The organism is Methylosinus sp. Ce-a6 (assembly GCF_009811655.1).
Taxonomy (GTDB): Bacteria; Pseudomonadota; Alphaproteobacteria; order Rhizobiales; family Beijerinckiaceae; genus Methylosinus.
The window spans coordinates 12217-33944 of record NZ_BGJX01000015.1 but is presented as its reverse complement, the minus strand read 5'-3'; the positions used below and the strand labels follow the sequence as shown (position 1 = coordinate 33944).

Sequence of the window (21728 nt, the reverse complement as noted above, 5' to 3'; positions counted from 1 at the left end):
GACGAATTGGGAGCGATAGGCTCTCATCCGCCCCCAAACGACAGACTATTTCCGTCAGTGTCTCGCCGAGCGTCTCGCGCGTCAGGGCTGCGCCGCTCGGAACTCTGTCGGGCGCCCCATAGGCGAAGCGGCCTTTTGAAGCGGCCGCGCGCTCCTCCTCTTCACTCGGAAAGCTCTCCTCCGAGTGGGGCTCCCAACTTTCCCCCCGCTCGACATGTCTCGAGCGGGGCTTTTTTTTATGGGTCAGGCGGCGGCGGCGGTGACGCGATTGCGGCCGCCGCTCTTCGATTCGTAGAGCGCCTTGTCGGCGCGGCGTAGCAGCGCCTCGGCGTTGGCGTCGCGTCCCCGCTCCGCTATGCCGATCGAGGCCGTGACCGGTATGACGCGGCCATTGCGGTCGATGCGGAAAGGCTCCGATTGTATGGCGGCGCGCACGCGCTCGGCGACCTTGGCGGCGATGACGAGCGGCGTGTCCGGCATGACGATGACGAATTCCTCGCCGCCGAGACGGCAGATGAGATCGGCGCTGCGCACCGCGCGCTTCACTCGCTGAGCGAAATGTTTCAGCACCTCGTCGCCGGCGTCATGGCCATGCGTGTCGTTGACGGATTTGAAGTGGTCGATGTCGAGCATCATCAGCGTCAGCGCGCGGCCCTTATGGGCGGCCTGGTCGAGCAAAGCGGCGAGATGAGTCTCGAGATAGCGTCTGTTGTTGAGGCCGGTGAGCGAATCGACGGCGGCGAGCTCGATGGCCGCCTGCAGATCGGAGCGCAGGCTGTCGGCGTAGCGCTTGCGGCGCAGCTGGCTGCGCACGCGAGCGACGAGCTCATTGCCGTCGATCGGCCGCACGATATAGTCGTTCACGCCGAGATCGAGGCCCCGCAATATGCGGCCGCGGTCGTCCATATCCGCGATGACGAGAATGGGCAGCGCCCGCGTGCGCTCCAGCGAGCGGATCTGGCTGCAAAAGCGCAGCGCGTCGAATCCATCGAGGTCGAGGCTCACCGCGATGAGATCGAAATCGCCCTCCGCGGCGCGAAACAGCGCGTCCTGCGGATCGGATAGGATCGTCACCTCGTGCCGATCGCGCAAGGCCATGGCGATTCGCTCGGCCGAGCCGCCGCGATTCTCGAGCACGAGGATGCGGCCGTTCTCGCCGCCGTCGAACATTGCGCGCGCGCCCTTGTCGCCGAGGCCGAGGCTGACGGATGTGTCGGCGCGCGCCCGCAACTCGTCGAGCATCACCTTGAGGCGGGCGAGCGAGCGGACGCGCGCGATGAGCGCGATCTCGTCCACCGGCTTGGTGAGAAAATCATCCGCGCCGGCTTCGAGGCCGCGCAGCCGATCGGCCGGCTGGTCGAGCGCGGTGACCATCACGACCGGAATATGCGCGGTGAGGGGATCGGACTTCAGACGCCGGCACACCTCGAACCCGTCCATGCCGGGCATCATCGCGTCGAGCAGCACGATGTCGCAGCGATCCTCGCGGCAGAGCGCCAGAGCCTCGGGACCGCTGGTCGCCGAAAGAACGTCGAAATATTCGGCGGTGAGACGCGCCTCCAGCAATTTGATATTGGGCAAAAGGTCGTCGACGATCAGAATGCGTGCGGTCATAACGCTCGGCCTCTCATCTGTCCGCTAAAAACGCGTTCACGGTTTCCAGAAAGCGAGCCACGGAGATCGGCTTGGAGAGATAGGCCTCGCAGCCGCCTTGGCGAATCTTCTCCTCGTCGCCCTTCATCGCGAAGGCGGTGATCGCGATGATCGGGATGGAGCGCAGCTGCTCGTCGTCCTTGAGCCAGCGCGTGACTTCGAGGCCGGAGATCTCGGGGAGCTGAATGTCCATCAAAATGAGGTCCGGCGAGTGGATGCGCGCCAGAGCGACGGCCTCGACGCCGCTCTTCGTCTGCAGCGTCGAATGCCCATTGGCCTCGAGGAGATCGTTGAAGAGCTTCATGTTGAGCTCGTTATCCTCTACGATGAGGACGGTTTTCGGCATCGGTTGCGACTCTCGTGATTCTGCACTCGTTTCGGCGCGGCTCGCGCCCTTTGGCGTCTCGTTCCCGGCGGCGACCGGCGTCTCGCCCTCCCCGAAAATCGAAAGCCGGTCCATTCGAAGACGATCTCGCCTCCGGGTTAGCAGATGAAGATTGATGAAATGAAAATCGAAAAGACTAGACACCGTCTCGGTGGCGAAAAGCGGGCAGAGCGGCCATCGAAATCGCAGGCTCGTTCTATTGCCTTGCGATCATTGGTGTTTCTCGCCGAGGACGATGAGCGGATGGGCCGCTTTCTGGCGCTCACCGGCGCAGATCCCGGCGACATTCGCGCGCTTTCGAAAGACGAAGGATTTCAGCTCGCGCTGCTCGAGCATATTTGCGCCGACGAGCCCTTGCTGATCGCATTCGCCGCCGCGGAAGAGCTCGCGCCGGAGAGCGTCGTCGCGGCGCGGACGGCGCTCGGCGGCGGGACAATGGATTGATTGATGGATTGAGGCGCGGATGCGGCGCAGGCGCGTCGCATAGGCGCCGGCGCCCGATCATCGCCGTTTTTCGTCACGATTGCGGATCGTCGAGGCGTTCCGCCCCGGCCTTGGCCACGATGCCGTCCTGAAAGGACTGCACGCCGGAAACGCCGATCGCCCCGACGATATCGCCGCGATAGACGAGCGGCAGCCCGCCCTCCACCGCGGTGACGCCGGGCAGGCTCAGCATGGCGACGCGGCCGCCGGCGACGATGTCCTCCAAGGCCTTGCTCGGCCGTTTGAACAAGGCGGCGGTGCGGGCCTTCTCGGTCGCGATCTCGGCGGAGGCGGCCTGCGTCCCGTCGAGGCGCTGCAAAAGGACGAGATGGCCGCCTTCGTCCACGATGGCGATGACGACGCTCCAGCCGTTCTTCATCGCTTCGGCCTCGGCCGCGGCGGCGACGCGCCTGGCGTCGGCGAGAGTGAGCGCGAATCTGGTGTTCATCGGTAAACCTGTCCTTCGCAACCGCAGCGAGCGACGGGCTTGCGCGCCGGCGCCTGCTCGAATAGGGAGGTTACGAGCACGAAACGGCCGGGGCGCGCAAGCCGGCCGCAGCGGCCTGGCCGCAGCTTCGACCGAACTTTTCAGCGAGTCCGCATGTCTCTCCTCATGCCGCTTCCCGAGCAGGCGATCTTGGCGCGCCGCGAGGAGCTCGTCGCGCGGCTTCGCGCGATACTGCCGGCCGCCAATGTCATAGCCGACGAGACCGCGCGCCGGGCCTATGAATGCGATGCGCTGGTCATGTATCGCGCGCTGCCGCTCGTCGTCGCGCTGCCGGAGACGGTGGCGCAGGTGAGCGCGGTCATGGCGCTGGCGCAGGAGATGAATGTGAAAGTGGTGCCGCGCGGCGCCGGCACCTCGCTCTCGGGCGGCGCGCTGCCGCTCGAGGATGGCATTCTGCTCGGAATGTCCAAATTCAACCGTATATTGGAGGTCGATTTCGAGAATCGCTGCGCGCGCGTGCAGCCCGGCGTGCAGAATCTCGCCATTTCGAAAGCCGTGGAATATGCGGGTTTCTATTACGCGCCGGACCCTTCCTCGCAGATCGCCTGCACCATCGGCGGCAATGTCGGCGAGAACGCCGGCGGCGTGCATTGCCTGAAATATGGTCTGACCACCAACAACATCCTCGGCCTCGAGATCGTGCTGATGGGCGGCGACGTGCTGCGCCTCGGCGGCAAGCATCTCGACAGCGAGCTCTATGATCTCATCGGCCTGATGACCGGCTCGGAAGGGCTGCTCGGCGTGGTGACGGAAGTCACCGTGCGGCTGTTGCGAAAGCCCATGTCGGCGAGAGGCCTGCTGCTCGCCTTCCCGAGCGTCGAGGCCGGCGCGCGCTGCGTCGGCGCGATCATCGCGCGCGGCGTCATTCCCGGCGGCCTCGAGATGATGGACGCCGCCACCATTCGCGCCGTCGAGAATTTCCAGCCCTGCGGCTATCCGCTGGACGCCGGCGCCATCGTCATCGTCGAATTGGACGGAACGCCGGCCGAGGTCGATCATCTCGTCGCAGTGGCAGAGCAAATCGCCCGCGCCGAGGGCGCGACCGAGACGCGCGTCTCGCAGAGCGAGGCCGAGCGGCTGCGCTTCTGGGCGGGGCGCAAGAACGCCTTTCCCGCGGTGAGCTGCATCGGTCCCGATTATCTCTGCATGGACGGCACGATTCCGCGCGGCCGCCTGCCGGAGGTGCTCACGCGCATGGACGGACTGGCGAAATTGCACGGGCTTCGCGTCGCCAATGTGTTCCATGCCGGCGACGGCAATCTGCATCCGCTCATCCTCTATGACGCGTCGAAAGAGGGCGACATCGAACGGGCCGAGAAGCTCGGGGCCGATATTCTGCGCCTTTGCGTCGAGGTCGGCGGCGTGCTGACCGGCGAGCATGGCGTCGGCGTCGAAAAGCGCGATCTGATGCACGCAATGTTCGACGAGACCGATCTCGCGCAGCAGCAGCGCGTCAAATGCGCCTTCGATCCGCAGCATCGGCTCAATCCGGGCAAGGTGTTTCCGACGCTGCATCGCTGCGCCGAGCTCGGCATGATGCATGTGCAGGGCGGCAAGCTGCCGTTTCCTGATTTGCCGAGGTTTTGAGCGAATGATCGCCGTCCTCCCACAATCTTCGTGCGCGCTCCTTCTCCCGCTCGCGGGAGAAGGTGGCCCGGCGCAGCCGGGTCGGATGAGGGTTCGAGCAATCGGCGGGGACATTCACGGTCGAGCGAGATTCATTCATGATCGGCGACAAGCCCTCATCCGACCCCGCTTCGCGGGGCCACCTTCTCCCGCAGGCGGGAGAAGGAAACGCGCGTCTCGATGCGGGAAGCGCGTCATATGCTGCTGACCCCGAGAGATGAGAAAGACGTCGCCGACGCGATCCGCGCCGCGCTCGCGCAAGACGCGCCATTGTCTGTCGAAGGCCATGGCTCCAAATCCGCGCTCGGCCGCGCGACGCAGCGCGAGCGCATTCTCTCGCTCGCCGCGCTTTCGGGCGTCACGCTCTATGAGCCGCAGGAGCTGGTGCTGACGGCCCGCGCCGGCACGCCCTTGCGCGATATCGTCGCGCTGCTCGACGGAGAGGGCCAGCAATTGGCCTTCGAGCCGCTCGACCATGCGCCGCTGCTCGGCGGCGCGCGCGATAATGCGACGATCGGCGGCGTCATCGCCGTCAACGCCTCCGGTCCGCGCCGCATCAGAGCGGGCGCGGCGCGCGATCATCTGCTCGGCTTTCGCTGCGTCACCGGCCGCGGCGAGATCGTCAAATCCGGCGGCCGCGTGATGAAGAATGTCACCGGCTATGATCTCTCCAAGCTCGTGACCGGCTCCTATGGCACGCTCGCGGCCCTGACCGAAGTGACGTTGAAAGCGCTGCCCAAGGCGGAGACGGAAGAGACTTTGCTGCTCTCCGGCCTCGGCGAGGAAAAGGGCCTCGCCGCCCTGCGCAAGGCTTCCGGCTCGCCTTACGAGGTCTCGAGCTTCGCCTATGATCCGCGCAATGACGCGGCGGCGCTGCGGCTCGATGGGCCGGAGATTTCTGTTCTGACGCGCCGCGACGATCTCGCCGCTTTTCTCGCTTCCTTCTGCGCCGCGATCGACGTTCTACGCGATGCGGAGAGCCGCGCGTTCTGGTCGCGTCTGCGCGACGCCGAGCCGATCGCGGGCGAGGGCGTCATATGGCGCGTGTCGCTCGCGCCGACCGACGGTTTTGCTTTCGTCGAGCGCCTGCGCCGCGCCGGCGCGCCGCTCATCGCCCATGTCTATGATTGGGCCGGCGGCCTCGTCTGGCTGCGGCTGGAGACGGCGGCGGACGCCCATGCGCAGGCGATCCGCGCGATCGTCGATTCGCTCGGCGGCCATGCGACGCTCATTCGCGCCGACGCCGAGATTCGCGCGCGCGTCGATGTGTTTCATCCGCAGCCTTCCGCGCTCGCCGCGCTCACGCGGCGTGTGAAGGAGGCTTTCGATCCGCGCTTCATTCTGGAGCGCGGGCGCTTGCGCGCGGAGTTCTGAGACAAAAGCGATGCTGACGCATTTCTCTCCCGAGCTTCTCGCCGATTCCGACATGGCGCAGTCGGAGAAAATCCTGCGCGCCTGCGTGCATTGCGGCTTCTGCACGGCGACCTGCCCGACCTATCTCTTGACCGGCGACGAGCTCGATTCGCCGCGCGGGCGCATCTATCTGATGAAGGAGATGCTGGAGAATGGCCGCGCCGCCGACGAGCGCACCATGCGCCATGTCGACCGCTGCCTCTCCTGCCTCTCCTGCATGACGACCTGTCCGTCGAGCGTGCATTACATGCATCTCGTCGATCACGCACGCGCGCATATCGAGAAAACTTACCGGCGGCCCTTCCTCGATCGCTGGCTTCGCGCCGCGCTGGCCTTCGTGCTGACGCGGCCGGCGCTGTTCCGCCAGTCCTTGCGCGCCGCCTCGCTCGCGCGGCCCCTTGCGAGCCTGCTGCCGCGCCGCATGAAAGACATGATCGCAATGGCGCCGGCGCGGCTGCCGTCGCCTTCGCCGATCGATCGCCCGCAAACTCTCGCGGCGAAGGGGGCGCGGCGAATGCGCGTCGCGCTGCTGAACGGCTGCGCGCAGACCGTGCTCGATCCGAAAATCCATGAGGCGACCGTGCGTCTGCTGACGCGTCTCGGCGTCGAGGTCGTGGTGGCTGAGGGCGCCGGCTGTTGTGGCGCGCTGCCGCATCATCTGGGCAAGGCCGCGCAATCGCACGAGCTGGCGCGCCGCAACATAGAGGCCTGGACGCGCGAGATCGAGCGCGGCGGGCTCGATCACATCGTCATCGACACATCCGGCTGCGGAACGACGGTCAAGGACTACGGCCATATGTTCCGAGACGATCCCGCGCTCGCGGAAAAATCCGCGCGCATCGCCGCCATGGCGCGCGACGTGACGGAGATTGTCGCCGCGCTCGACTTCGCCGCGTCGGTCGATGTCGGCGGGCTCCGCATCGCCTATCATTCCGCGTGCTCTTTGCAGCATGGGCAGAAGATCGCCGATCTGCCGATGGAGCTGTTGCGACGCGCCGGCTTCGACGTCGTCCCCGTTCCGGAGAGCCATATCTGCTGCGGCTCGGCGGGAACCTATAATCTCCTGCAGGGCGAGCTCGCGAGCGCATTGCGCGAGCGCAAGGTGGCCAATATCGAATTGGTCGCGCCGCAGGCGATCGCGGCGGGCAATCTCGGCTGCATGATCCAGATCGGGCAGGGGACGACGATCCCCATTCTTCACACCGTGCAATTGCTCGATTGGGCGAGCGGCGGCGACAATCCCCTTCAATGAACCGACCCGTCATCGCGAGCGCAGCGAAGCGATCCAGAGCCATGGGGCGGCCCCCTGGATCGCTTCGTCGCTGCGCTCCTCGCGATGATGGCGGGTTTTGCGTCAGCGCAAAAAGCCGACGATGTCCTTCACCGCATCCATATTGGCGCGGGCCAACTCGCGCGCGCGGGCGGAGCCGTCGCGCAGCACATTGTCGATATAGGCTTCGTCCGCGGTCAGCTTGCGCATTTCGGCGGTGATCGGCGACAGCTTGGCGACGGCGAGATCGACCAGCGCATTCTTGAAGGTCGAGAAATTGGCGCCGCCGAATTCGCTCAGCACATCGGCCTTGCCGCGCTCGGCGAGCGCAGCGAAAATGCCGACGAGATTATCCGCCTCCGGCCGGCCCTCGAGGCCCTTCTCTTCCGAGGGCAGGGCGTCCGGATCGGTCTTGGCCTTCCTCACCTTCTGCGCGATCTGATCCGCGTCGTCGGAGAGATTTATGCGCGAATAATCCGAAGGGTCGGATTTCGACATTTTCTTCGTGCCGTCGCGCAGGCTCATCACCCGCGTCGCCGGGCCGGAGATCAGCGGCTCTGGCAGCGGGAAGAAGGCCTCGCCGAAGTTGTTGCGCGCGATCGATTCGGCGAAATCATTGTTGAACTTCTGCGCAATGTCGCGGGAGAGCTCCAAATGCTGCTTCTGATCCTCGCCGACCGGCACATGGGTGGCGCGATAGAGCAGAATATCGGCGGCCATCAGCACCGGATAGTCGAGCAGGCCCATGGAGGCGTTCTCGCGATCCTTGCCGGCCTTGTCCTTGAACTGCGTCATGCGATTGAGCCAGCCGATGCGGGCGACGCAATTCAAGATCCAGGCGAGCTCGGCGTGCTCGGCCACCTGGCTCTGATTGAAGACGATGTTCTTCTTCGGGTCGATTCCGCAGGCGATGAAGGCCGCGGCGATCTCGCGCGTGTTGGCTTTGAGCGCGATCGGGTCCTGCGGCACGGTGATGGCGTGCAGGTCGACGACGCAATAGAGGCAGTCGAAGCTCTTCTGCAGCTCGACGAATTTGACGATCGCGCCGAGATAATTGCCGAGGTGCAGATTGCCGGTGGACTGCACGCCGGAGAAGACGCGCTGCGGGAAGCTGGTCATGGAAGCGCCGACTGGTTCGAGATCGGCGGCTCTTATGACAATGCGGGACCCCGAGCGCAAGTAGCGGCCTCAGCCGCCGGACGCCGCCCTCTCCGCCGCCGCCCAGGCCTCATAGCCGCCGTCGAGGCTGTAGACCTCGGCAAAGCCCATATCGGCGAAGATGCGCGCATAGGACTGGCTCGAATTGCCGTGATAGCAGCAGACGATGACGGGCTTCTCCTTCGGCGTCTCGAAGAGATAATAGGTGAGGTCGTCCTGCGAGGCGTTCTCCGCGCCCTCTATGTGCCCGCGCCCGAAGGATTCGGGATCGCGCACATCGAGGACGAGCGTCTCGCCGCGGCTCATCACCTCGCGCGCGGCGGCGACGTCGATCCTGCGAAAATCTTGCGCCATTGTAAGGTCTCGCGCTTCGATCGGGCGCCCTTTGCGCCATTCCGCCTGCGCTCATGCGAAGAAGGGGCCAACTCGAGCGGCCGTCGGGCGGACGTCCGGTCGCGCCCGCTCTCGACATTGGGCGCGGTCTCGTGTATGGCGGCGCGTCCAAATCAAAACAGCGTCCCGAAACGCTCGCCAGAGCGCCGCCAAGGCGAAAAGGCGAAACGGCAGGAGTTTTCTTTCATGTCCTCTATCATCGAGCAGCTCGACGCCGAGCAATCCGCCCGCCTTCTCGCCGGCAAGTCGATCCCGGAGTTCCGCCCCGGCGACACCGTCATCGTCAATGTGAAGGTCAAGGAAGGCGACCGTTCCCGCATCCAGGCCTATGAGGGCGTGGTGATCTCCCGTCAGGGCGGCGGCCTCAACGAGAGCTTCACAGTTCGAAAGATTTCCTATGGCGAAGGCGTGGAGCGCGTGTTCCCCATCCATTCGCCGCTCGTCGATTCGATCAAGCTCGTCCGCCGCGGCAAAGTGCGCCGCGCCAAGCTCTATTATCTGCGCGATCGTCGCGGCAAATCCGCCCGCATCGCCGAGCGCATCGACAATAAGGCGAAGGCCAAGGACAAGCCCGCGGCCGAGTAAGGCCGAGGCAACCCTCTCTTCCGTCATCGCGAGCGAAGCGCAGCGATCCAGGGACCGCCCGTGGCTCTGGATCGCTGCGCTCGCGATGACGCTGTCTCGCGCGACGAGGACCAATGACCAAAATCCTGTTCTGGGATTTCGAGGGCGCGCTCGCGCGCCGCGAGCCCGATTGGCGGCTTGCAGAGGGCGCGGCGGAAGCGCTCGAGGCGCTCGCCGCCAAGGGCTGGAGCCATGTCGCCGTCGCCGCGGGGACAAAAGAGCTCGCGGCGGTCGCCGAGCGCCTCGGCCTCGCCGGCCGCTTCGCGAAACTCTATGACGCCGCGACGCCGGGCCTCGGCGAGGGCGCGTCGCTGCTCGTTTGGGCGATAGAGGCGTCGCGGCCCTTCGACGAGGCTTTCGTCATCGGCGACAGCGTGCAAAGGGCAGTGCTGCCGGCGCGAGAGGCGGTGCTGCCGTCCATTCTGGTTCGCGATGCGTCGCCGCTCGCGCAATTCTGCGTCGAGGAACTCTCGGAGATCGCGCTCGCGCTCGAGACATGGACCTCGATGCGCCGGTCCTTCTTCGTCTCGCCCTGAAGCGTTTCCAGCCGAAGTGGACGCCGGTTCGGCGTTGGAAACGCGTTAAAAAACAAAAAGCGTTTCCAGCCGAAGTGGACGCCGGTTCGGCGTCGGAACACGTTAAAAACAAAAGTCTCTCGCGCGAGAGATCAAGTCCCGCCGACGGACGAATCGAGCGGCGCGTTCAATATCCATCTGTGGCCGAAGGGATCGCGCAGCGCGGCGTAGCGCGTGCCCCAGAAGGAATTGGTCGGCTGCGTCTCGATCTTGGCGCCGAGCTGGCCGGCGCGCGCGACGATCTCGTCCACTTCCTGCGGCTTGTCGTATTCGAGGCTCACGGAGGCTGTGACCAGCTCGCCGGGCAATGGCGTGCGGGCGTGGCCGAACTCCGGAAAAGCGTCGGCGAGCATCACCGAGCCGCCATTGATGCAGAGTTCGCAATGGGCGATGCGCATCCCGTCGACGGAGGGCATCAGAGCCCGCTGATGCGCGCCGAAGGCGGCGGTGTAGAAGGCGATCGCGCCGGCGGCCGGCGAGACCGTGAGATAGGGCGAGACCCTCGGGCGCTGCATGTCACTCCCCCGCCGATATTTCCTCCGCGGCGACCTCGTCGCCCCAGTCTTTCTTTTTTATAGGCGCGAATTTCCGCTTATCGCGCTTCGCCACCATAACTTCTGCGATTCCCGCCTCAGTGCAAAGCTTTATCCTTAACCCATGCTTGAGAACTTCCGGCCGAGCCGACATACGGGCCGGCGCAGGCGCGATCTCGGCCTCCGCGCGGGTCGCGACCAGATAGGCGAATTTCTCGTCCTCGAATGGCGCGTCGGCGCCTTTGAGCAGCTTATGGTCGCGCGAGCGCGCGAGCCGCACCGAGAAATGGCACCAGTCGGGCGGAGCCAGCGGGCAGGGCGCCGAATGCGGGCAGGGCAAAGAGACGCGCGCTCCGGCCGCGACGAGCCGCGCCCGCATCCGCATCAGCCGCGCATGATCGCGCGGCGTGCCGGGCTCGACGAGGGCGAGCGCCCCGCCACAGTTCGCCCAAGCGGCGTCCACGGCGGTGGCGAGGCTGTCCTCCGCGATCTCCGTAAAGGCGTAGCTCGCGACGACGAGATCGAATGGGCCGCCGAGATCGGGGGGAGCGGAGAGGTCTCCAACGACGATCTCGGCCGCGGACAGCGCCTCGCCGGCGAGCCGCCGGGCGAGCGCCAGAAAGGGCGCGCTGCGGTCGAGCAGCGAAAGTTTCTCGATTCGAGGCCAAATCTCGCGCGCGGCCCGGCTCGCGGTCCCCAGTCCCGCGCCGAGGTCCAGCACCCGCCGCGGAGCGAAGTGAGGGGCGCGCTCGCGGAGCCGGCCGAGCGCATGGATCGTCGCCGCATAGGTCGCCGGAAGGCGATAGAGGGCGTAGGCGAGGGCGTCGTCTTCGTCGAGAATGGCCTGCGCCGTCGCGCCGCCGCCGCGATAGACGGCGGAAATGCGCGCCGCCCGCTCGGCCAGGCTTTTCCGCGAGCGTTCGTCCAATAGGAGCTCCAGCGCCGCCGTCAGCTCCTGCGGCGGCGCCGTCGAAATTCGCGTCACGTCGAAGAGACCTCCCGCTCGGACGCGGCCGAGATTACATGCTTCCAAGCCGCCCGGGTTGCGAGTAGAACATCCTGCCGGGTTCGGTCGAGGCCGAATTTGCGGCTCTTTTTACGGCGGTTCGAAGCAGGAACGAGACAAATGTCAGCACGCCCGCGCACGCTCTACGACAAGATCTGGGATGATCATGTGGTTCATGAGCAGGAGGACGGGGCGTGCCTCATCTATATCGATCGCCATTTGATCCATGAGGTGACGAGCCCACAGGCCTTCGAGGGGCTGCGCGTCGCCGGCCGCAAGCTGCGCGCGCCGGGCAAGACTCTCGCCGTCGTCGATCACAATGTGCCGACCACCGACCGCTCCAAGCCGATCGAGGATCCGGAGAGCAAGGCGCAGGTCGAGCAGCTCGCCATCAACGCCGCCGAGTTCGGCGTCGAATATTTCAATGAGCATGATTCGCGCCAGGGCGTCGTGCATATCGTCGGCCCCGAGCAGGGCTTCACCCTGCCCGGCACGACCATCGTCTGCGGCGACAGCCACACCTCCACCCATGGCGCCTTCGGCGCGCTCGCCCATGGCATCGGCACGTCGGAGGTCGAGCATGTTCTGGCGACGCAGACGCTGATCCAGAAGAAGGCCGCCAATATGCTGGTGCGCGTCGACGGCAAGCTCGCCGAGGGCGCGACCGCCAAGGATATTATTCTGGCCATCATCGGCGAGATCGGCACGGCCGGCGGCACCGGCCATGTGATCGAATATGCCGGCGAGGCGATCCGCGACCTTACGATCGAGGGCCGCATGACGGTCTGCAACATGTCGATCGAAGGCGGCGCGCGCGCCGGCCTCGTCGCGCCGGACGAGAAGACTTACGAATATTTGCGCGGCCGGCCCAAGGCCCCGCAGGGCGAGACCTTCGAGGCGGCGCGCCGCTATTGGGACACGCTGCGCACCGACGAGGGCGCGCATTACGACCGCGAGATCGTCATAGACGCGGCCAATCTGCCGCCGATCCTCACCTGGGGCACCTCGCCCGAGGATGTGATGCCGATCACCGGCAATGTGCCGACGCCGGACAGCGTCGCCAATCCGGCCAAGCGTCAGGCGATCGCCAGAGCGCTGGACTATATGGGCCTCGCGGGCGGCGAGAAGGCGAGCGACATTGCGATCGACCGCGTCTTCATCGGCTCTTGCACCAATGGCCGCATCGAGGATCTGCGCGCCGCCGCCGCTCTTGTCGCCGGCAAGACGGTCAACGCCCGCGTCAACGCCATTGTCGTGCCGGGCTCGGGCCTCGTGAAGGCGCAGGCCGAGGCCGAGGGTCTCGACAAGATCTTCCTCGCCGCCGGCTTCGAATGGCGCGAGCCCGGCTGCTCCATGTGCCTCGCGATGAATCCGGACCGCCTCGCGCCCGGCGAGCGCTGCGCCTCGACCTCCAACCGCAATTTCGAGGGGCGGCAGGGCTTCAAGGGCCGCACCCATCTCGTTTCGCCCGCCATGGCCGCGGCGGCGGCGATCGCCGGCCGTTTCGTGGATGTGCGCAGCTGGAGGTAAGTCCCCATGGCCTCGCCTCTCGACGATAGCGTTCTGGCCGGGCTTCGGGCCCCTTCGCTCGAGGATCTGGAGGTGCTGGCCGATGCGGCTTTCGCGTCCTTGCCGTCACGCTTCACGCGGCTCTGCGAAGGTCTCGTGATCCATGTCGAGGATTTCCCGGACGAGGAAATCCTCGAGGAAATGGAATGCGAGACGGAGTTCGATCTCCTGGGGCTGTTTCGCGGCCAGGGCCTCGCCCAGCGCGAGGCGACGGGGCGCACGGGCGAGCCGCCGAACATGATCTGGCTCTATCGCCGTCCGATCCTCGACTATTGGGCGGATGGCGAGGACACGCTGCAAGAGGTCATCACCCATGTCCTCGTGCATGAGATCGGCCATCACTTCGGCCTCTCGGACGAGGATATCGAGGAGATCGAGCTGCGGGCGGGGTGAGCGCGGCGTCGCCGAGCTTGCGCCAACGCCGCTTTCTTCGAGCGCGGCCGTCAGTCGGGCAGCCGCATCGTCACCTCGAATGTCGCGCCCTGCAGCGGCTGCGACCGCGCGGTCAGCGTCCAGCCGTGGCGGTCGGCGATCGTCTTGCAGATGGCGAGGCCGATCCCCGTGCCCGGATATTCCGCCTTGCTGTGCAGGCGCTTGAATGGCTCGAAGATCGCCTTGGCGTATTTCGCCTCGAAGCCGACGCCGTCGTCCGACACGGAGAGGCGCAGCATTCCATCCTCGACATGGCCGGCGATGGCGATGCGCGGCGCCTCTCCCCGGCGGCGAAACTTGATGGCGTTGCTGACGAGATTATGCATGAGCCGCGCGAATTGCGGCGGGTCGGCCTCGAACTCGACGCGCGGCGCGTCCAGGCTGACATCGGCGTTCGATTCCTCGATCAGCTCGGAGAGATCGGTCAGCGCCGATTGAATCTCGACGCGCAGCTCGCGCCGCTGCACTTTGAGCGGAGCCTCGACGATCCGCGAATAGACGAGCAGATCCTCGACCAATTCGCGCGCGCGCAGCGCCGAGCCGCGCATCACCTCGCTCGCATAGGAAATGTCCTTGTGGTCCGAGGCGGCGACGGCGGCGTCGAGCATTTGCGAGAAGGCCACGATCTTGCGCAAGGGCTCCTGCAGATCATGCGAGGCGACATAGGCGAAGCGGGCCAGCCGCTCATTGGCGCGCTCGAGCTCGACGATGCGCTGCTCCAGCGCGCGCTCCGCCTCGAGCCGCGCCGCCTCCTCGCGCTTGCCCTCGGTCACATCCTGCGCATAGCCGTGCCAGACGGTGGAGCCGTCCGCCTGACGCACCGGCTGCGCCTGCGTCTCCAGCCAGATTTGGCCCTTGGAGGGATGGTCGTAGCGAAACTCCTCGCGCAGAAGCGTCATCTGCGCCGCCGAGCGGGCGAAGCTCGCGCGCATGCGCTCTGCGTCGGCGGCGTCGATGCGGCGCAGCATGGGCGCGGCGTCGGCGGCGATCTCCTCGGGCGCGAGGCCGAACACGGCGCGCACATTCTCCGCGAGATAGGGGCAGGAGCCGAAGCCTTTCGTATCGAGCCGGAAGGAGAAGACGACGCCCGGCGCGGCGAGGGCGACGCTGCCGAATTGCTCGACGAGCCGCGCATTCTGCGCCGCGAGCCGCTCCATCGCATGGCGCGTCTCGAGATTGTCGACATGGGTCAGCGTGCGCTGGAACGCTTCGCCGACGACGATGATGACGCTGTTGGTGGTCAGGAAGGTGGCGAAGGCGAGCGCATCTTCGAGGCCCTCGATCGGCGCGAGCCAGAGGTGGGCGACCGCAGTGCTGATGAGCAGCGTCAGCGCTCCAGATACTGCGCCGCCGGTGAAGGAGGCGACGAGGACCGGGAAATAGAAGGTCACATAGGCATGGGCGCCGCTGTCGCCCGCGATGAGCTGGCGCCAGACGACGCCTGCGGCGGCGGCGAGAAGGCCGATGGCGAGGCGCCAGGAGAGCGAGGAGCGATACCAGCGCGCGAGCTGCGGGGCGAGCACGGCGACGAGCGCGCGGATGCGGCCATGGTCGGCTCGCGTAAGATCGGAGCTCGCGGCGGGCGGAGGTGGCGCTTTGACGCTCGGCATGTTCAATTCGCCCATATCCGCCGTCGTCGAACGAAGCTGCGCGCCTCATGAGGAGACGAGCGGATAAGCCAAGGGGGGTCGCCCCGGGAATTCGGCGATTCCGGTGGCGGGGCGCCGCCTCCCGAGCCCAATGCGCGCGCTTCCCGGCTCATTTATGGCCGAAAGTGGCGCAGCGCAGGGACCCTGCGACGATAAGCCCTTCACACGGCCCGGCTTCCCGGCGTCTGACCCTTCTCGTAATTGGTGCCGAACACATAATCCCACCAGATCGCATGAACGCCGAAGCCTCGCTCCGCGTCACGAAAATGGTGCAGCATATGGAGCCTGCGGACCAGATGGCCGAGCTGCGACTTCGGCTGGCCGTGATGCGTCCAATAATGCACGCAGTCGTAGAGCACGTAGCCGGCGATGAAGCCCGCGAGCATCGGCCAGGCGAAAGCTCCGCCGAAGAGAAGGCGGATCAGCGTCAGCGCGATCAGCATGATCGGGGCCGATAGCAGCGGCGGCATGACGAGCCGCAGCGGATCGTTCGGATAGATGTGATGCACGCCATGGATGAGGAATTGGAAGCGCGGGCCGAGCCCGAAGGGCAGCGCAAACACCGTGTGGAACAGGAAGCGATGGCCGAAATATTCGGTGAGCGTCCAGGCCGCATAGCCCGCGATGAAGGCGAAGAGAATATAGGCGGCGCTCGCATAGCCGCTCGCATAGGCGACGAGCCAGAGAATGACCGGCCCATAGACGAGCGGCGGCGTCAGATGATGGACGCGCGAATATTTGTCGAGAATGTCGCTCTCGAAGAGCCGCGGCGAGGCGGCGAGCGCGTCGTTTTCGGTCGCAGTCATGAGGAACTCTACTCCGCCGGGACGGGAACGAGCGGCGCGGCGGCGCTGGCGAGCTCCACATTGGCGGAGCGCGTCTTCAGCGAATAGCGCCGATCGAAGACGAAGGTGACGAGCAGGGCGAACCAGGAATAATGGGCGCCGAGCGGCTTGTAGAACTCCGGCGCCATTTCGGTGAGCTCTGGCAGGCGCCGCCAGGGAATCTCGTGAAAGTCGTGATGCTCGTTATGATAGCCGATGTTGAGCGCGACTTTGTTGAGCGGGCCGTAATAGTCGAAAGTGCCTTGATTGGGGCCGAAGGCGAAATGCTCCTGCACCCAGCGCGCGCTCAAGGGATGCAGCCCGCCGACCGAGAACCAGAAGGACAGAAAGAGATAGAGCAGCGCATTGGGGCCGAAGGCGAAGAGCACGAAAGCATCGAAGAGGAGGATGACGGCGGTGTTGACATAGGTCCACAGCCCCATGATCGGCACCGTGCCTTTCAGCCGCGAGAGGCGGGCGAGCTGGATCGCCGGGAAGAAGAACAGCCAGACGGCCTTGCGCCATGTGCTGTCGCCGACCCATTCCACTTCCCAGCGGCTCGGAATATCGGCGTCATAGTCATAGGCCGAGAGGTGGGAGTGATGCTTGATGTGATAGCAGCGAAAGCCCATGGCGGTCGGAAAGGCGTTGGGGAGATCCGCGAGCAGGGCGGTCAGCTTGTTGTAGAAGTGGTTCTCGAACACGCAATTGTGGATCGCGTCATGGATGACGACGAAATTGGCGTGATTGGCGAAAGCGCCGACGCAAATGGCGAGCAGCAGGGCGAGCGGCCAGTAGGAGAGGCCGAGCCAGCCGAGAATGGCGGCGATCAGCAATTGGCCGGCGAAAATTCCCGCGGTGATCTTGAAGGTGACGTCGTCCCTGCCGAACAGCATCTTCACTTCCGGATGCGCCTCGAGAATGAGGCGACGGCGCTCGACATGCGAGCGGTCGGCGGAGGATGTCGAGGAAATAGAGATGACATTCATGGCCTCGCCTCTTCTCTCTGAGCCTCGAATGAAACGAGCGGCGCGCCGGTGACGCGCTTCTCATAGATGCGGTGAATCTTGTCGATCTTGCCGCCGAACATTTCGATCGGCCTGCGCATGCCGATATTGTCCTCGAGCACCCAGCCGGCCTCGAGCGCGAAGACGTCGGCGTTGCAGCTGCGCCGGCGCATGTCCTCGATCAGCGACAAGAGGATCGCGCCGCCCGTCGCGCTGTTCTGCAGCGATTTGCGCGTGCCGAGCAGCAGAAGCCGGCCAGTGGAGAATTTGTGCTTGCGGATGCGCGAGATCAGCTTGAACAGGTTGAAGGGCAGGAGCTTGCCGTCGAAATCGGCGGTGACCTCGTGCAGATTGGGCAGCGCGACCGCGAAGGAAACGGGCGCGCCATCGAGCTCGAGCACGATGCCGAATTCCGGCGGCATCACATATTTCATGAGGTCCGCAAAACCGTCGAGCTCGTCCTTGCCGAGCGGCACGAAGCCCCAATTGTCGCGCCAAGCGTCGTTGAACAGCTCGGACATCAGCGCGGTCTCGCCTTGCTTCAGGTGATCGCGGTCGAGCTGGCGGATCTTCAACCGATCGCGCCATTCGGGGCGGTCCGCGATGCGGCGTTCCTTGCTGAGGTCCTGCTCCGAGGAGAGGTGCCGGTAGGAGATCAGATCCTTCGCCTTCTCATAGCCCAGCGCCTCGATGAGCCGCGACAGATAGGGAGGATGCCAGGGCATCAGAAACATGGGCGTCGCTTCGAAGCCCTCGATCAGCACGCCGCTTTCGCCGTTGATGTCCGGCGAGAATGGGCCGGTGATGCGCTCGGCGCCGCGCGCGCGCAGCCATTCTTCGGCGGCCCGCGTCAGCGCGCGCACGACCTCTATGTCGTCGATCGCGTCGAGTGAGCCGAATTGCCAGCGCGAGGCGGAGACGGGTTCGATCTCGGGCTTGTAGACCTGCGCGCTTATGCGGCCGACCCATTTGCCGTCCTTGCGCGCCAGAAACTCCTGCGCCTCGACATGCTTGAAGTGCGGATTGAGCTTGTGGCTATAGAGGTTCCAGCGCTCGGCGTCCAACGAGGGGGCGAAGCCCGCGGCGCCTTTGTAAATGAGACGCGGCAGCTTGCAGAAGGTCAAAAACCTCGAAAGACTATCAACGGGAACAATCTCGATGCCGGCCATTGCGCACACCTATCGTTGTTATGCTCGGACCGAAAGCGGTCATATCGACGCGGACGAGACGGGCAGTGGGCAGTCGGGTCGCTACTTGCCGACTGCCCACTGCCGCTCCTCACAAACTCGCGCCCGCCATCGCCTTGCGCACCAATTCATGCGCCTCGGCGGCCACGGGCGGCAGATCGCGCAGCGTGTCGATGACGCCTTTGATTTCCGCTTCCGAATGATTGGCCGAGAGGAAGAAGCGCAGCCGCGGCTGGTCCTTGGGCACGCCGATCTGCACGATCGGCGGCACGTAATAGCCGGCGCCGAGCAGATGCTGCGAGGCCCACATGGTCTCGACGCTGTCCTGGAACAGGATCGGCACCACGCCGCGGCCGATCGCCGGGCCAGTGCTCAGCCCATTGGCGTGGGCGTAGTCGCGGAACAGCTCGGCGTTGCGCGCGAGCTTGCCGACGCGCCAATTCTCCTCCTGCATCAGCCGCAGCGCCGTGCGCGCGGCGGCGAGGATCACCGGCGAGAGGCCGACGCTGTAGACGAAACCCGGCAGCGTGTAGCGGAACCAGTCGATGACCGGCTTTTTCGCGCAGACGAAGCCGCCGCAGGAGGCGAGCGTCTTCGACATGGTGCCGACGACGAGATCGATGCGGCCGGGATCGACGCCCTGCAGCTCGGCGAGGCCGCGGCCGGTCTCGCCCAGCACGCCGAGCGAATGGGCCTCGTCCACCATCAGCCAGGCGTCGTGGCGCTCTTTCAGCTCCAAGAGGCGCGGCAGATCGGCGGTGTCGCCGTCCATGCTGTAGATGCCCTCGACGACGATGAGCGCATGGCGGAACTCCTCGCGCTTCTTGGCGAGGAGATGGTCCAGATGCTCGAAGTCGTTGTGGCGGAATTTGATCACCTCGGCCGGCGAGCCTTCGCAGCCGGCGACGATGCTGTTATGGGCGAGCTCGTCGATGAACAGAGCGTCGCGCTTGCCGAGCAGCCAGGAGATGGTCGTCACATTGGCGAGATAGCCGGAGACGAGCGTCAGCGCCGCGTCCATGCCGAGAAATTCGGCGATCTCCGCCTCGAAGGGCTTGTGGGTCGAGCGCTCGCCCCCGACCAGCCGCGAGGCCAGCGCGCCGACGCCGAGCCGATGCAGCTCGCGCTCGGCCTCCTCGACGATTCTGGGATGATTGGCGAGGCCGAGATAGTCGTAATTGGCGAAACTGACGAAATGCGTTCCCTTCGCCTCGAAATCGGCGCGGAGCCGGTCGATCTGCGCGAAGAAGGGGTCGTGATATTGGAGGAGCGCATTGCCGGCGAAACGAAATCGTCTCGATGCGTAATCCGAAAGGCTGTTATGCTTCGCCACTTAATGCGTCATCCCGAGTCTCGAGGCCGCGCGCGGTTCTCGCGGCGCGGCGCCCCATTGGAAGCCGGCGCCCGATTGCTCGCGACGCCCGCGGTCGGCCCGCAGGCTTAGCATCCTTCGGCGCCAGAGCGCCAGCGAAAGCATCGTGCGCCGCGGCGGGGTTTCCCCTGCGGCGAAACTTGCTCTATTGGCTCTCGAGATGACAGACGATCCGCATCATCGCTCCCGGCCCCATGCCGCGCGCGCCTTTGCCCTGCGCCTGCGGGTGGAGGAGCTCGCCGTCGCCCGCGGCGGCCGGCGCGTCATAGCCGGCCTCGGCTTCTCGCTCGAGAGCGGCGAGGCGCTGATCGTCACCGGCCGCAACGGGGCGGGCAAATCGACGCTGCTGCGCGCTCTCGCCGGCCTTTTGCCGCGCCTTGCCGGCCGCATCGCGATCGAGGGCGCGCAGGAGGGCGAGGAAACCTTGGCGCTCCTGCATTATCTCGCCCATGCGGACGGTCTGAAGGCGCCGCTCACCGCGCGCGAAAATCTGGAGTTCTGGGCGCAGTTTCTGGGCGGCGAGCCGGATCGGCGCAGCCTCGAGCCGAAAGAGGCGCTGGAGCGCGTCGGCCTCGCGCATCTTTCCGAGACGCAAGTCGCCATGCTCTCCGCCGGGCAGAAGCGCCGCATCGCGCTGGCGCGCCTGCTGGTCGTGTTCCGGCCGCTCTGGCTGCTCGACGAGCCGACGAGCGCCCTCGACGCCGCCTCGCGCGCGCGGCTCGCGCGGCTGATGACGGAGCATCGGGCGCTCGGCGGAATGATCGTCGCCGCCACCCACGAGCCGCTCGGCCTCGAGGACGCGCGCGAGCTGGCGCTGGGGAAAAATTCGTGACGTCTCCGCTTCTCGCCCTGTTTTTGCGCGATCTGCGCGTCGCCCGCCGCATCGGCGGCTCGGCGACGATGGGCGTCGTCTTCTTCCTGGTGATGGTGTCGATCGCCCCCTTCGCCATCGGACCGGACCCCAACCTCCTCGCCCGCATCGGGCCGGCGATATTGTGGATCGCGGCGCTGCTCGCGAGCCTCCTCTGCCTCGATCGGCTGTTCCAGGCCGATCTCGAGGACGGCTCGCTCGATCTGTTTCATCTCGGCCGCGCCCCGCTCGAGCTCGCCGTGCTGGTGAAATGCGCCGCCCATTGGGTGACGACCGGGCTGCCGCTGACCTTGGCGGCGCCCTTCCTGGGCCTGATGCTGCAGCAGGAGGAGATGGCGCTCGCCGCCGTCACAGCGACGCTGCTCGCCGGCACGCCGGCGCTGACGCTGATCGGCGCGATCGGCGCGGCGACGACGGTCACGCTACGCCGCGGCGGACTGCTGATGGCGCTGTTGGTGCTGCCTTTGACGATTCCGGTGCTGATTTTCGGCGTCTCGGCGGCGGAGGCGGCGAGCGGCGGGACGGTCTCGTTTTTCGCGCCTTTCGCCATACTCTGCGCGATCAGCCTCGCCTCGCTGGCGCTCTGCCCCTTCGCCGCGGCGGCGGCGCTGCGGCATTCGGGGGAATGAAGAGACGTCGTTCTGGGTCGCCCGGCGTCACCGCTCGGTCAGCAAAGCTGTTATGCGATCGATGAATCGCGCCGGTCGATTCGACGATGAAGGCTTCGGCCGCGTGGAACGCGGCGTAATAGGCGCAGCGAGCGGCGACTTTGGCGAGCCCTATCGAGGCGATCTTTCTGGCGTCGCTCAAATCTTCGCGAGCCTTGTCGAGAAAGTCGGCAGCCTCCGCCTTCACAGCTCCACGCCTTCGCGGCGCAAGGCTCCCATCAGCGCCGTCGGCTCGCGATAGGCCTCGGCCACGAAGGGCAGAGCGTTGATGACGACGCCCGTGTCATAGAGAATGTCGGTCTCGATCTCGGCGATCTTTTCCGCTTCGCGCCCGACGCTCTCCATGTCTTCGAGGAACACCGCCACGTCATAGTCGGAATCGGGCCGCGCATCGCCGCGGGCCCGCGACCCGAACAGCACCACGCGTCGAAGCCGCTGGCCATAGGCGTCATCGAGCGCGGCGCGAAACCGGCTCATGATCGGATCGATCGCTGTCGTCATGGGCGCAACATCGCTTTTCCG

The 21728-nt window shown here is 65.9% G+C and carries 24 protein-coding genes; 10 read left to right on the top strand and 14 right to left on the bottom strand.

What is annotated here, in order from left to right:
- Window positions 1–243: 243 nt before the first annotated feature.
- Together Mspo_RS11115 and Mspo_RS11110 are read right to left on the bottom strand one after the other, a co-directional pair.
- Window positions 244–1614, bottom strand: coding sequence for a PleD family two-component system response regulator (locus Mspo_RS11115; RefSeq protein ID WP_159729711.1), 1371 nt, complete (start codon window positions 1612–1614; stop codon window positions 244–246).
- A gap of 13 nt (window positions 1615–1627) precedes the next feature.
- Window positions 1628–1999: a response regulator gene (locus tag Mspo_RS11110; protein ID WP_159729709.1), complete on the bottom strand. Its 372-nt coding sequence runs from the start codon at window positions 1997–1999 to the stop codon at window positions 1628–1630.
- Between the two features lie 144 nt (window positions 2000–2143).
- On the opposite strand from Mspo_RS11110, the gene Mspo_RS11105 reads away from it, so the two are divergent.
- Window positions 2144–2482, top strand: a complete 339-nt coding sequence (locus Mspo_RS11105) for a DUF3572 domain-containing protein (protein ID WP_159729707.1) — start codon at window positions 2144–2146, stop codon at window positions 2480–2482.
- 73 nt (window positions 2483–2555) lie between these two features.
- Here Mspo_RS11105 and Mspo_RS11100 read toward each other — a convergent pair whose 3' ends face one another.
- A complete protein-coding gene (locus Mspo_RS11100; protein ID WP_159729705.1) occupies window positions 2556–2969 on the bottom strand; it encodes a heme-binding protein in 414 nt (137 codons plus the stop codon).
- 153 nt (window positions 2970–3122) lie between these two features.
- On the opposite strand from Mspo_RS11100, the gene Mspo_RS11095 reads away from it, so the two are divergent.
- The 3 genes from Mspo_RS11095 (at window position 3123) to glcF (ending at window position 7320) form a co-directional block, all read left to right on the top strand.
- A complete protein-coding gene (locus tag Mspo_RS11095) occupies window positions 3123–4616 on the top strand; it encodes an FAD-linked oxidase C-terminal domain-containing protein (protein ID WP_159729703.1) in 1494 nt (497 codons plus the stop codon).
- A gap of 237 nt (window positions 4617–4853) precedes the next feature.
- The gene (gene glcE / locus Mspo_RS11090) at window positions 4854–6029 is read left to right on the top strand and encodes a glycolate oxidase subunit GlcE (RefSeq protein WP_159729820.1); all 1176 of its coding nucleotides are present in this window, start codon (window positions 4854–4856) and stop codon (window positions 6027–6029) included.
- A 10-nt stretch (window positions 6030–6039) separates the two neighbouring features.
- Window positions 6040–7320, top strand: a complete 1281-nt coding sequence (gene glcF / locus Mspo_RS11085; protein ID WP_159729701.1) for a glycolate oxidase subunit GlcF — start codon at window positions 6040–6042, stop codon at window positions 7318–7320.
- A gap of 102 nt (window positions 7321–7422) precedes the next feature.
- Here the strand turns inward: glcF and trpS are convergent, their stop codons facing one another.
- Both trpS and glpE read right to left on the bottom strand, forming a co-directional pair.
- The gene (gene trpS / locus Mspo_RS11080) at window positions 7423–8457 is read right to left on the bottom strand and encodes a tryptophan--tRNA ligase (protein WP_159729699.1); all 1035 of its coding nucleotides are present in this window, start codon (window positions 8455–8457) and stop codon (window positions 7423–7425) included.
- 69 nt (window positions 8458–8526) lie between these two features.
- Window positions 8527–8850 (bottom strand): thiosulfate sulfurtransferase GlpE, encoded by a 324-nt coding sequence (gene glpE / locus Mspo_RS11075; protein WP_159729698.1) that lies wholly within the window; start codon window positions 8848–8850, stop codon window positions 8527–8529.
- A 225-nt stretch (window positions 8851–9075) separates the two neighbouring features.
- Between glpE and rplS the strand changes: the two genes are divergently transcribed.
- Together rplS and Mspo_RS11065 are read left to right on the top strand one after the other, a co-directional pair.
- Window positions 9076–9474 (top strand): 50S ribosomal protein L19, encoded by a 399-nt coding sequence (gene rplS / locus Mspo_RS11070; protein WP_159729697.1) that lies wholly within the window; start codon window positions 9076–9078, stop codon window positions 9472–9474.
- Window positions 9475–9587: 113 nt separating this feature from the next.
- Window positions 9588–10049, top strand: a complete 462-nt coding sequence (locus tag Mspo_RS11065; RefSeq protein ID WP_159729696.1) for a hypothetical protein — start codon at window positions 9588–9590, stop codon at window positions 10047–10049.
- 131 nt (window positions 10050–10180) lie between these two features.
- On the opposite strand, the gene Mspo_RS11060 is transcribed toward Mspo_RS11065, so the two are convergent.
- Both Mspo_RS11060 and Mspo_RS11055 read right to left on the bottom strand, forming a co-directional pair.
- Window positions 10181–10603 carry a glyoxalase/bleomycin resistance/extradiol dioxygenase family protein gene (locus Mspo_RS11060; protein WP_159729695.1) on the bottom strand — a complete coding sequence of 141 codons (423 nt, stop codon included), beginning with the start codon at window positions 10601–10603 and terminating at the stop codon, window positions 10181–10183.
- Window position 10604: 1 nt separating this feature from the next.
- Window positions 10605–11606, bottom strand: a complete 1002-nt coding sequence (locus Mspo_RS11055) for a small ribosomal subunit Rsm22 family protein (RefSeq protein ID WP_159729694.1) — start codon at window positions 11604–11606, stop codon at window positions 10605–10607.
- Window positions 11607–11747: 141 nt separating this feature from the next.
- Between Mspo_RS11055 and leuC the strand changes: the two genes are divergently transcribed.
- Both leuC and Mspo_RS11045 read left to right on the top strand, forming a co-directional pair.
- Window positions 11748–13157 (top strand): 3-isopropylmalate dehydratase large subunit, encoded by a 1410-nt coding sequence (gene leuC / locus Mspo_RS11050; protein WP_159729693.1) that lies wholly within the window; start codon window positions 11748–11750, stop codon window positions 13155–13157.
- 6 nt (window positions 13158–13163) lie between these two features.
- Window positions 13164–13589: a metallopeptidase family protein gene (locus Mspo_RS11045; protein ID WP_159729692.1), complete on the top strand. Its 426-nt coding sequence runs from the start codon at window positions 13164–13166 to the stop codon at window positions 13587–13589.
- 50 nt (window positions 13590–13639) lie between these two features.
- Here Mspo_RS11045 and Mspo_RS11040 read toward each other — a convergent pair whose 3' ends face one another.
- The 5 genes from Mspo_RS11040 to Mspo_RS11020 form a co-directional block, all read right to left on the bottom strand.
- Entirely contained in the window at window positions 13640–15238 is a 1599-nt protein-coding gene (locus tag Mspo_RS11040) for an ATP-binding protein (protein WP_159729691.1), read from the bottom strand.
- A gap of 200 nt (window positions 15239–15438) precedes the next feature.
- Window positions 15439–16083 (bottom strand): sterol desaturase family protein, encoded by a 645-nt coding sequence (locus tag Mspo_RS11035; RefSeq protein WP_159729690.1) that lies wholly within the window; start codon window positions 16081–16083, stop codon window positions 15439–15441.
- Between the two features lie 8 nt (window positions 16084–16091).
- The gene (locus Mspo_RS11030; RefSeq protein WP_159729689.1) at window positions 16092–17090 is read right to left on the bottom strand and encodes a fatty acid desaturase; all 999 of its coding nucleotides are present in this window, start codon (window positions 17088–17090) and stop codon (window positions 16092–16094) included.
- Window positions 17087–18277: a hypothetical protein gene (locus Mspo_RS11025; RefSeq protein ID WP_159729687.1), complete on the bottom strand. Its 1191-nt coding sequence runs from the start codon at window positions 18275–18277 to the stop codon at window positions 17087–17089. The genes Mspo_RS11030 and Mspo_RS11025 overlap by 4 nt, the downstream gene beginning before the upstream one ends.
- Before the next feature lie 109 nt (window positions 18278–18386).
- Complete coding sequence (locus Mspo_RS11020) at window positions 18387–19628, bottom strand: aminotransferase class I/II-fold pyridoxal phosphate-dependent enzyme (protein WP_159729686.1); 1242 nt, start codon at window positions 19626–19628, stop codon at window positions 18387–18389.
- Between the two features lie 199 nt (window positions 19629–19827).
- On the opposite strand from Mspo_RS11020, the gene ccmA reads away from it, so the two are divergent.
- A complete protein-coding gene (gene ccmA / locus Mspo_RS11015; RefSeq protein WP_201281684.1) occupies window positions 19828–20499 on the top strand; it encodes a heme ABC exporter ATP-binding protein CcmA in 672 nt (223 codons plus the stop codon).
- Window positions 20496–21167: a heme exporter protein CcmB gene (ccmB, locus tag Mspo_RS11010; RefSeq protein ID WP_159729684.1), complete on the top strand. Its 672-nt coding sequence runs from the start codon at window positions 20496–20498 to the stop codon at window positions 21165–21167. Before ccmA ends, ccmB begins: the two co-directional genes overlap by 4 nt.
- On the opposite strand, the gene Mspo_RS11005 is transcribed toward ccmB, so the two are convergent.
- Entirely contained in the window at window positions 21100–21393 is a 294-nt protein-coding gene (locus tag Mspo_RS11005; RefSeq protein ID WP_159729682.1) for a HEPN domain-containing protein, read from the bottom strand. The two genes, ccmB and Mspo_RS11005, sit on opposite strands and share 68 nt — an antisense overlap.
- Window positions 21390–21707, bottom strand: coding sequence for a nucleotidyltransferase domain-containing protein (locus Mspo_RS11000; RefSeq protein WP_159729680.1), 318 nt, complete (start codon window positions 21705–21707; stop codon window positions 21390–21392). The genes Mspo_RS11005 and Mspo_RS11000 overlap by 4 nt, the downstream gene beginning before the upstream one ends.
- Window positions 21708–21728: the final 21 nt, after the last annotated feature.

Bases quoted from the DNA above. Each gene is read 5' to 3' on its own strand.
- Mspo_RS11110 (WP_159729709.1), bottom strand. From the start codon at position 1,999: ATGCCGAAAACCGTCCTCATCGTAGAGGATAACGAGCTCAACATGAAG.
- leuC (WP_159729693.1), top strand. From the start codon at position 11,748: ATGTCAGCACGCCCGCGCACGCTCTACGACAAGATCTGGGATGATCAT.
- Mspo_RS11105 (WP_159729707.1), top strand. From the start codon at position 2,144: ATGAAGATTGATGAAATGAAAATCGAAAAGACTAGACACCGTCTCGGT.
- Mspo_RS11100 (WP_159729705.1), bottom strand. From the start codon at position 2,969: ATGAACACCAGATTCGCGCTCACTCTCGCCGACGCCAGGCGCGTCGCC.
- Mspo_RS11060 (WP_159729695.1), bottom strand. From the start codon at position 10,603: ATGCAGCGCCCGAGGGTCTCGCCCTATCTCACGGTCTCGCCGGCCGCC.
- glcF (WP_159729701.1), top strand. From the start codon at position 6,040: ATGCTGACGCATTTCTCTCCCGAGCTTCTCGCCGATTCCGACATGGCG.
- Mspo_RS11030 (WP_159729689.1), bottom strand. From the start codon at position 17,090: ATGAATGTCATCTCTATTTCCTCGACATCCTCCGCCGACCGCTCGCAT.
- Mspo_RS11035 (WP_159729690.1), bottom strand. From the start codon at position 16,083: ATGACTGCGACCGAAAACGACGCGCTCGCCGCCTCGCCGCGGCTCTTC.
- ccmA (WP_201281684.1), top strand. From the start codon at position 19,828: ATGACAGACGATCCGCATCATCGCTCCCGGCCCCATGCCGCGCGCGCC.
- trpS (WP_159729699.1), bottom strand. From the start codon at position 8,457: ATGACCAGCTTCCCGCAGCGCGTCTTCTCCGGCGTGCAGTCCACCGGC.
- glcE (WP_159729820.1), top strand. From the start codon at position 4,854: ATGCTGCTGACCCCGAGAGATGAGAAAGACGTCGCCGACGCGATCCGC.
- Mspo_RS11000 (WP_159729680.1), bottom strand. From the start codon at position 21,707: ATGACGACAGCGATCGATCCGATCATGAGCCGGTTTCGCGCCGCGCTC.
- Mspo_RS11115 (WP_159729711.1), bottom strand. From the start codon at position 1,614: ATGACCGCACGCATTCTGATCGTCGACGACCTTTTGCCCAATATCAAA.
- rplS (WP_159729697.1), top strand. From the start codon at position 9,076: ATGTCCTCTATCATCGAGCAGCTCGACGCCGAGCAATCCGCCCGCCTT.
- Mspo_RS11095 (WP_159729703.1), top strand. From the start codon at position 3,123: ATGTCTCTCCTCATGCCGCTTCCCGAGCAGGCGATCTTGGCGCGCCGC.
- Mspo_RS11065 (WP_159729696.1), top strand. From the start codon at position 9,588: ATGACCAAAATCCTGTTCTGGGATTTCGAGGGCGCGCTCGCGCGCCGC.
- Mspo_RS11040 (WP_159729691.1), bottom strand. From the start codon at position 15,238: ATGCCGAGCGTCAAAGCGCCACCTCCGCCCGCCGCGAGCTCCGATCTT.
- Mspo_RS11045 (WP_159729692.1), top strand. From the start codon at position 13,164: ATGGCCTCGCCTCTCGACGATAGCGTTCTGGCCGGGCTTCGGGCCCCT.
- glpE (WP_159729698.1), bottom strand. From the start codon at position 8,850: ATGGCGCAAGATTTTCGCAGGATCGACGTCGCCGCCGCGCGCGAGGTG.
- Mspo_RS11025 (WP_159729687.1), bottom strand. From the start codon at position 18,277: ATGGCCGGCATCGAGATTGTTCCCGTTGATAGTCTTTCGAGGTTTTTG.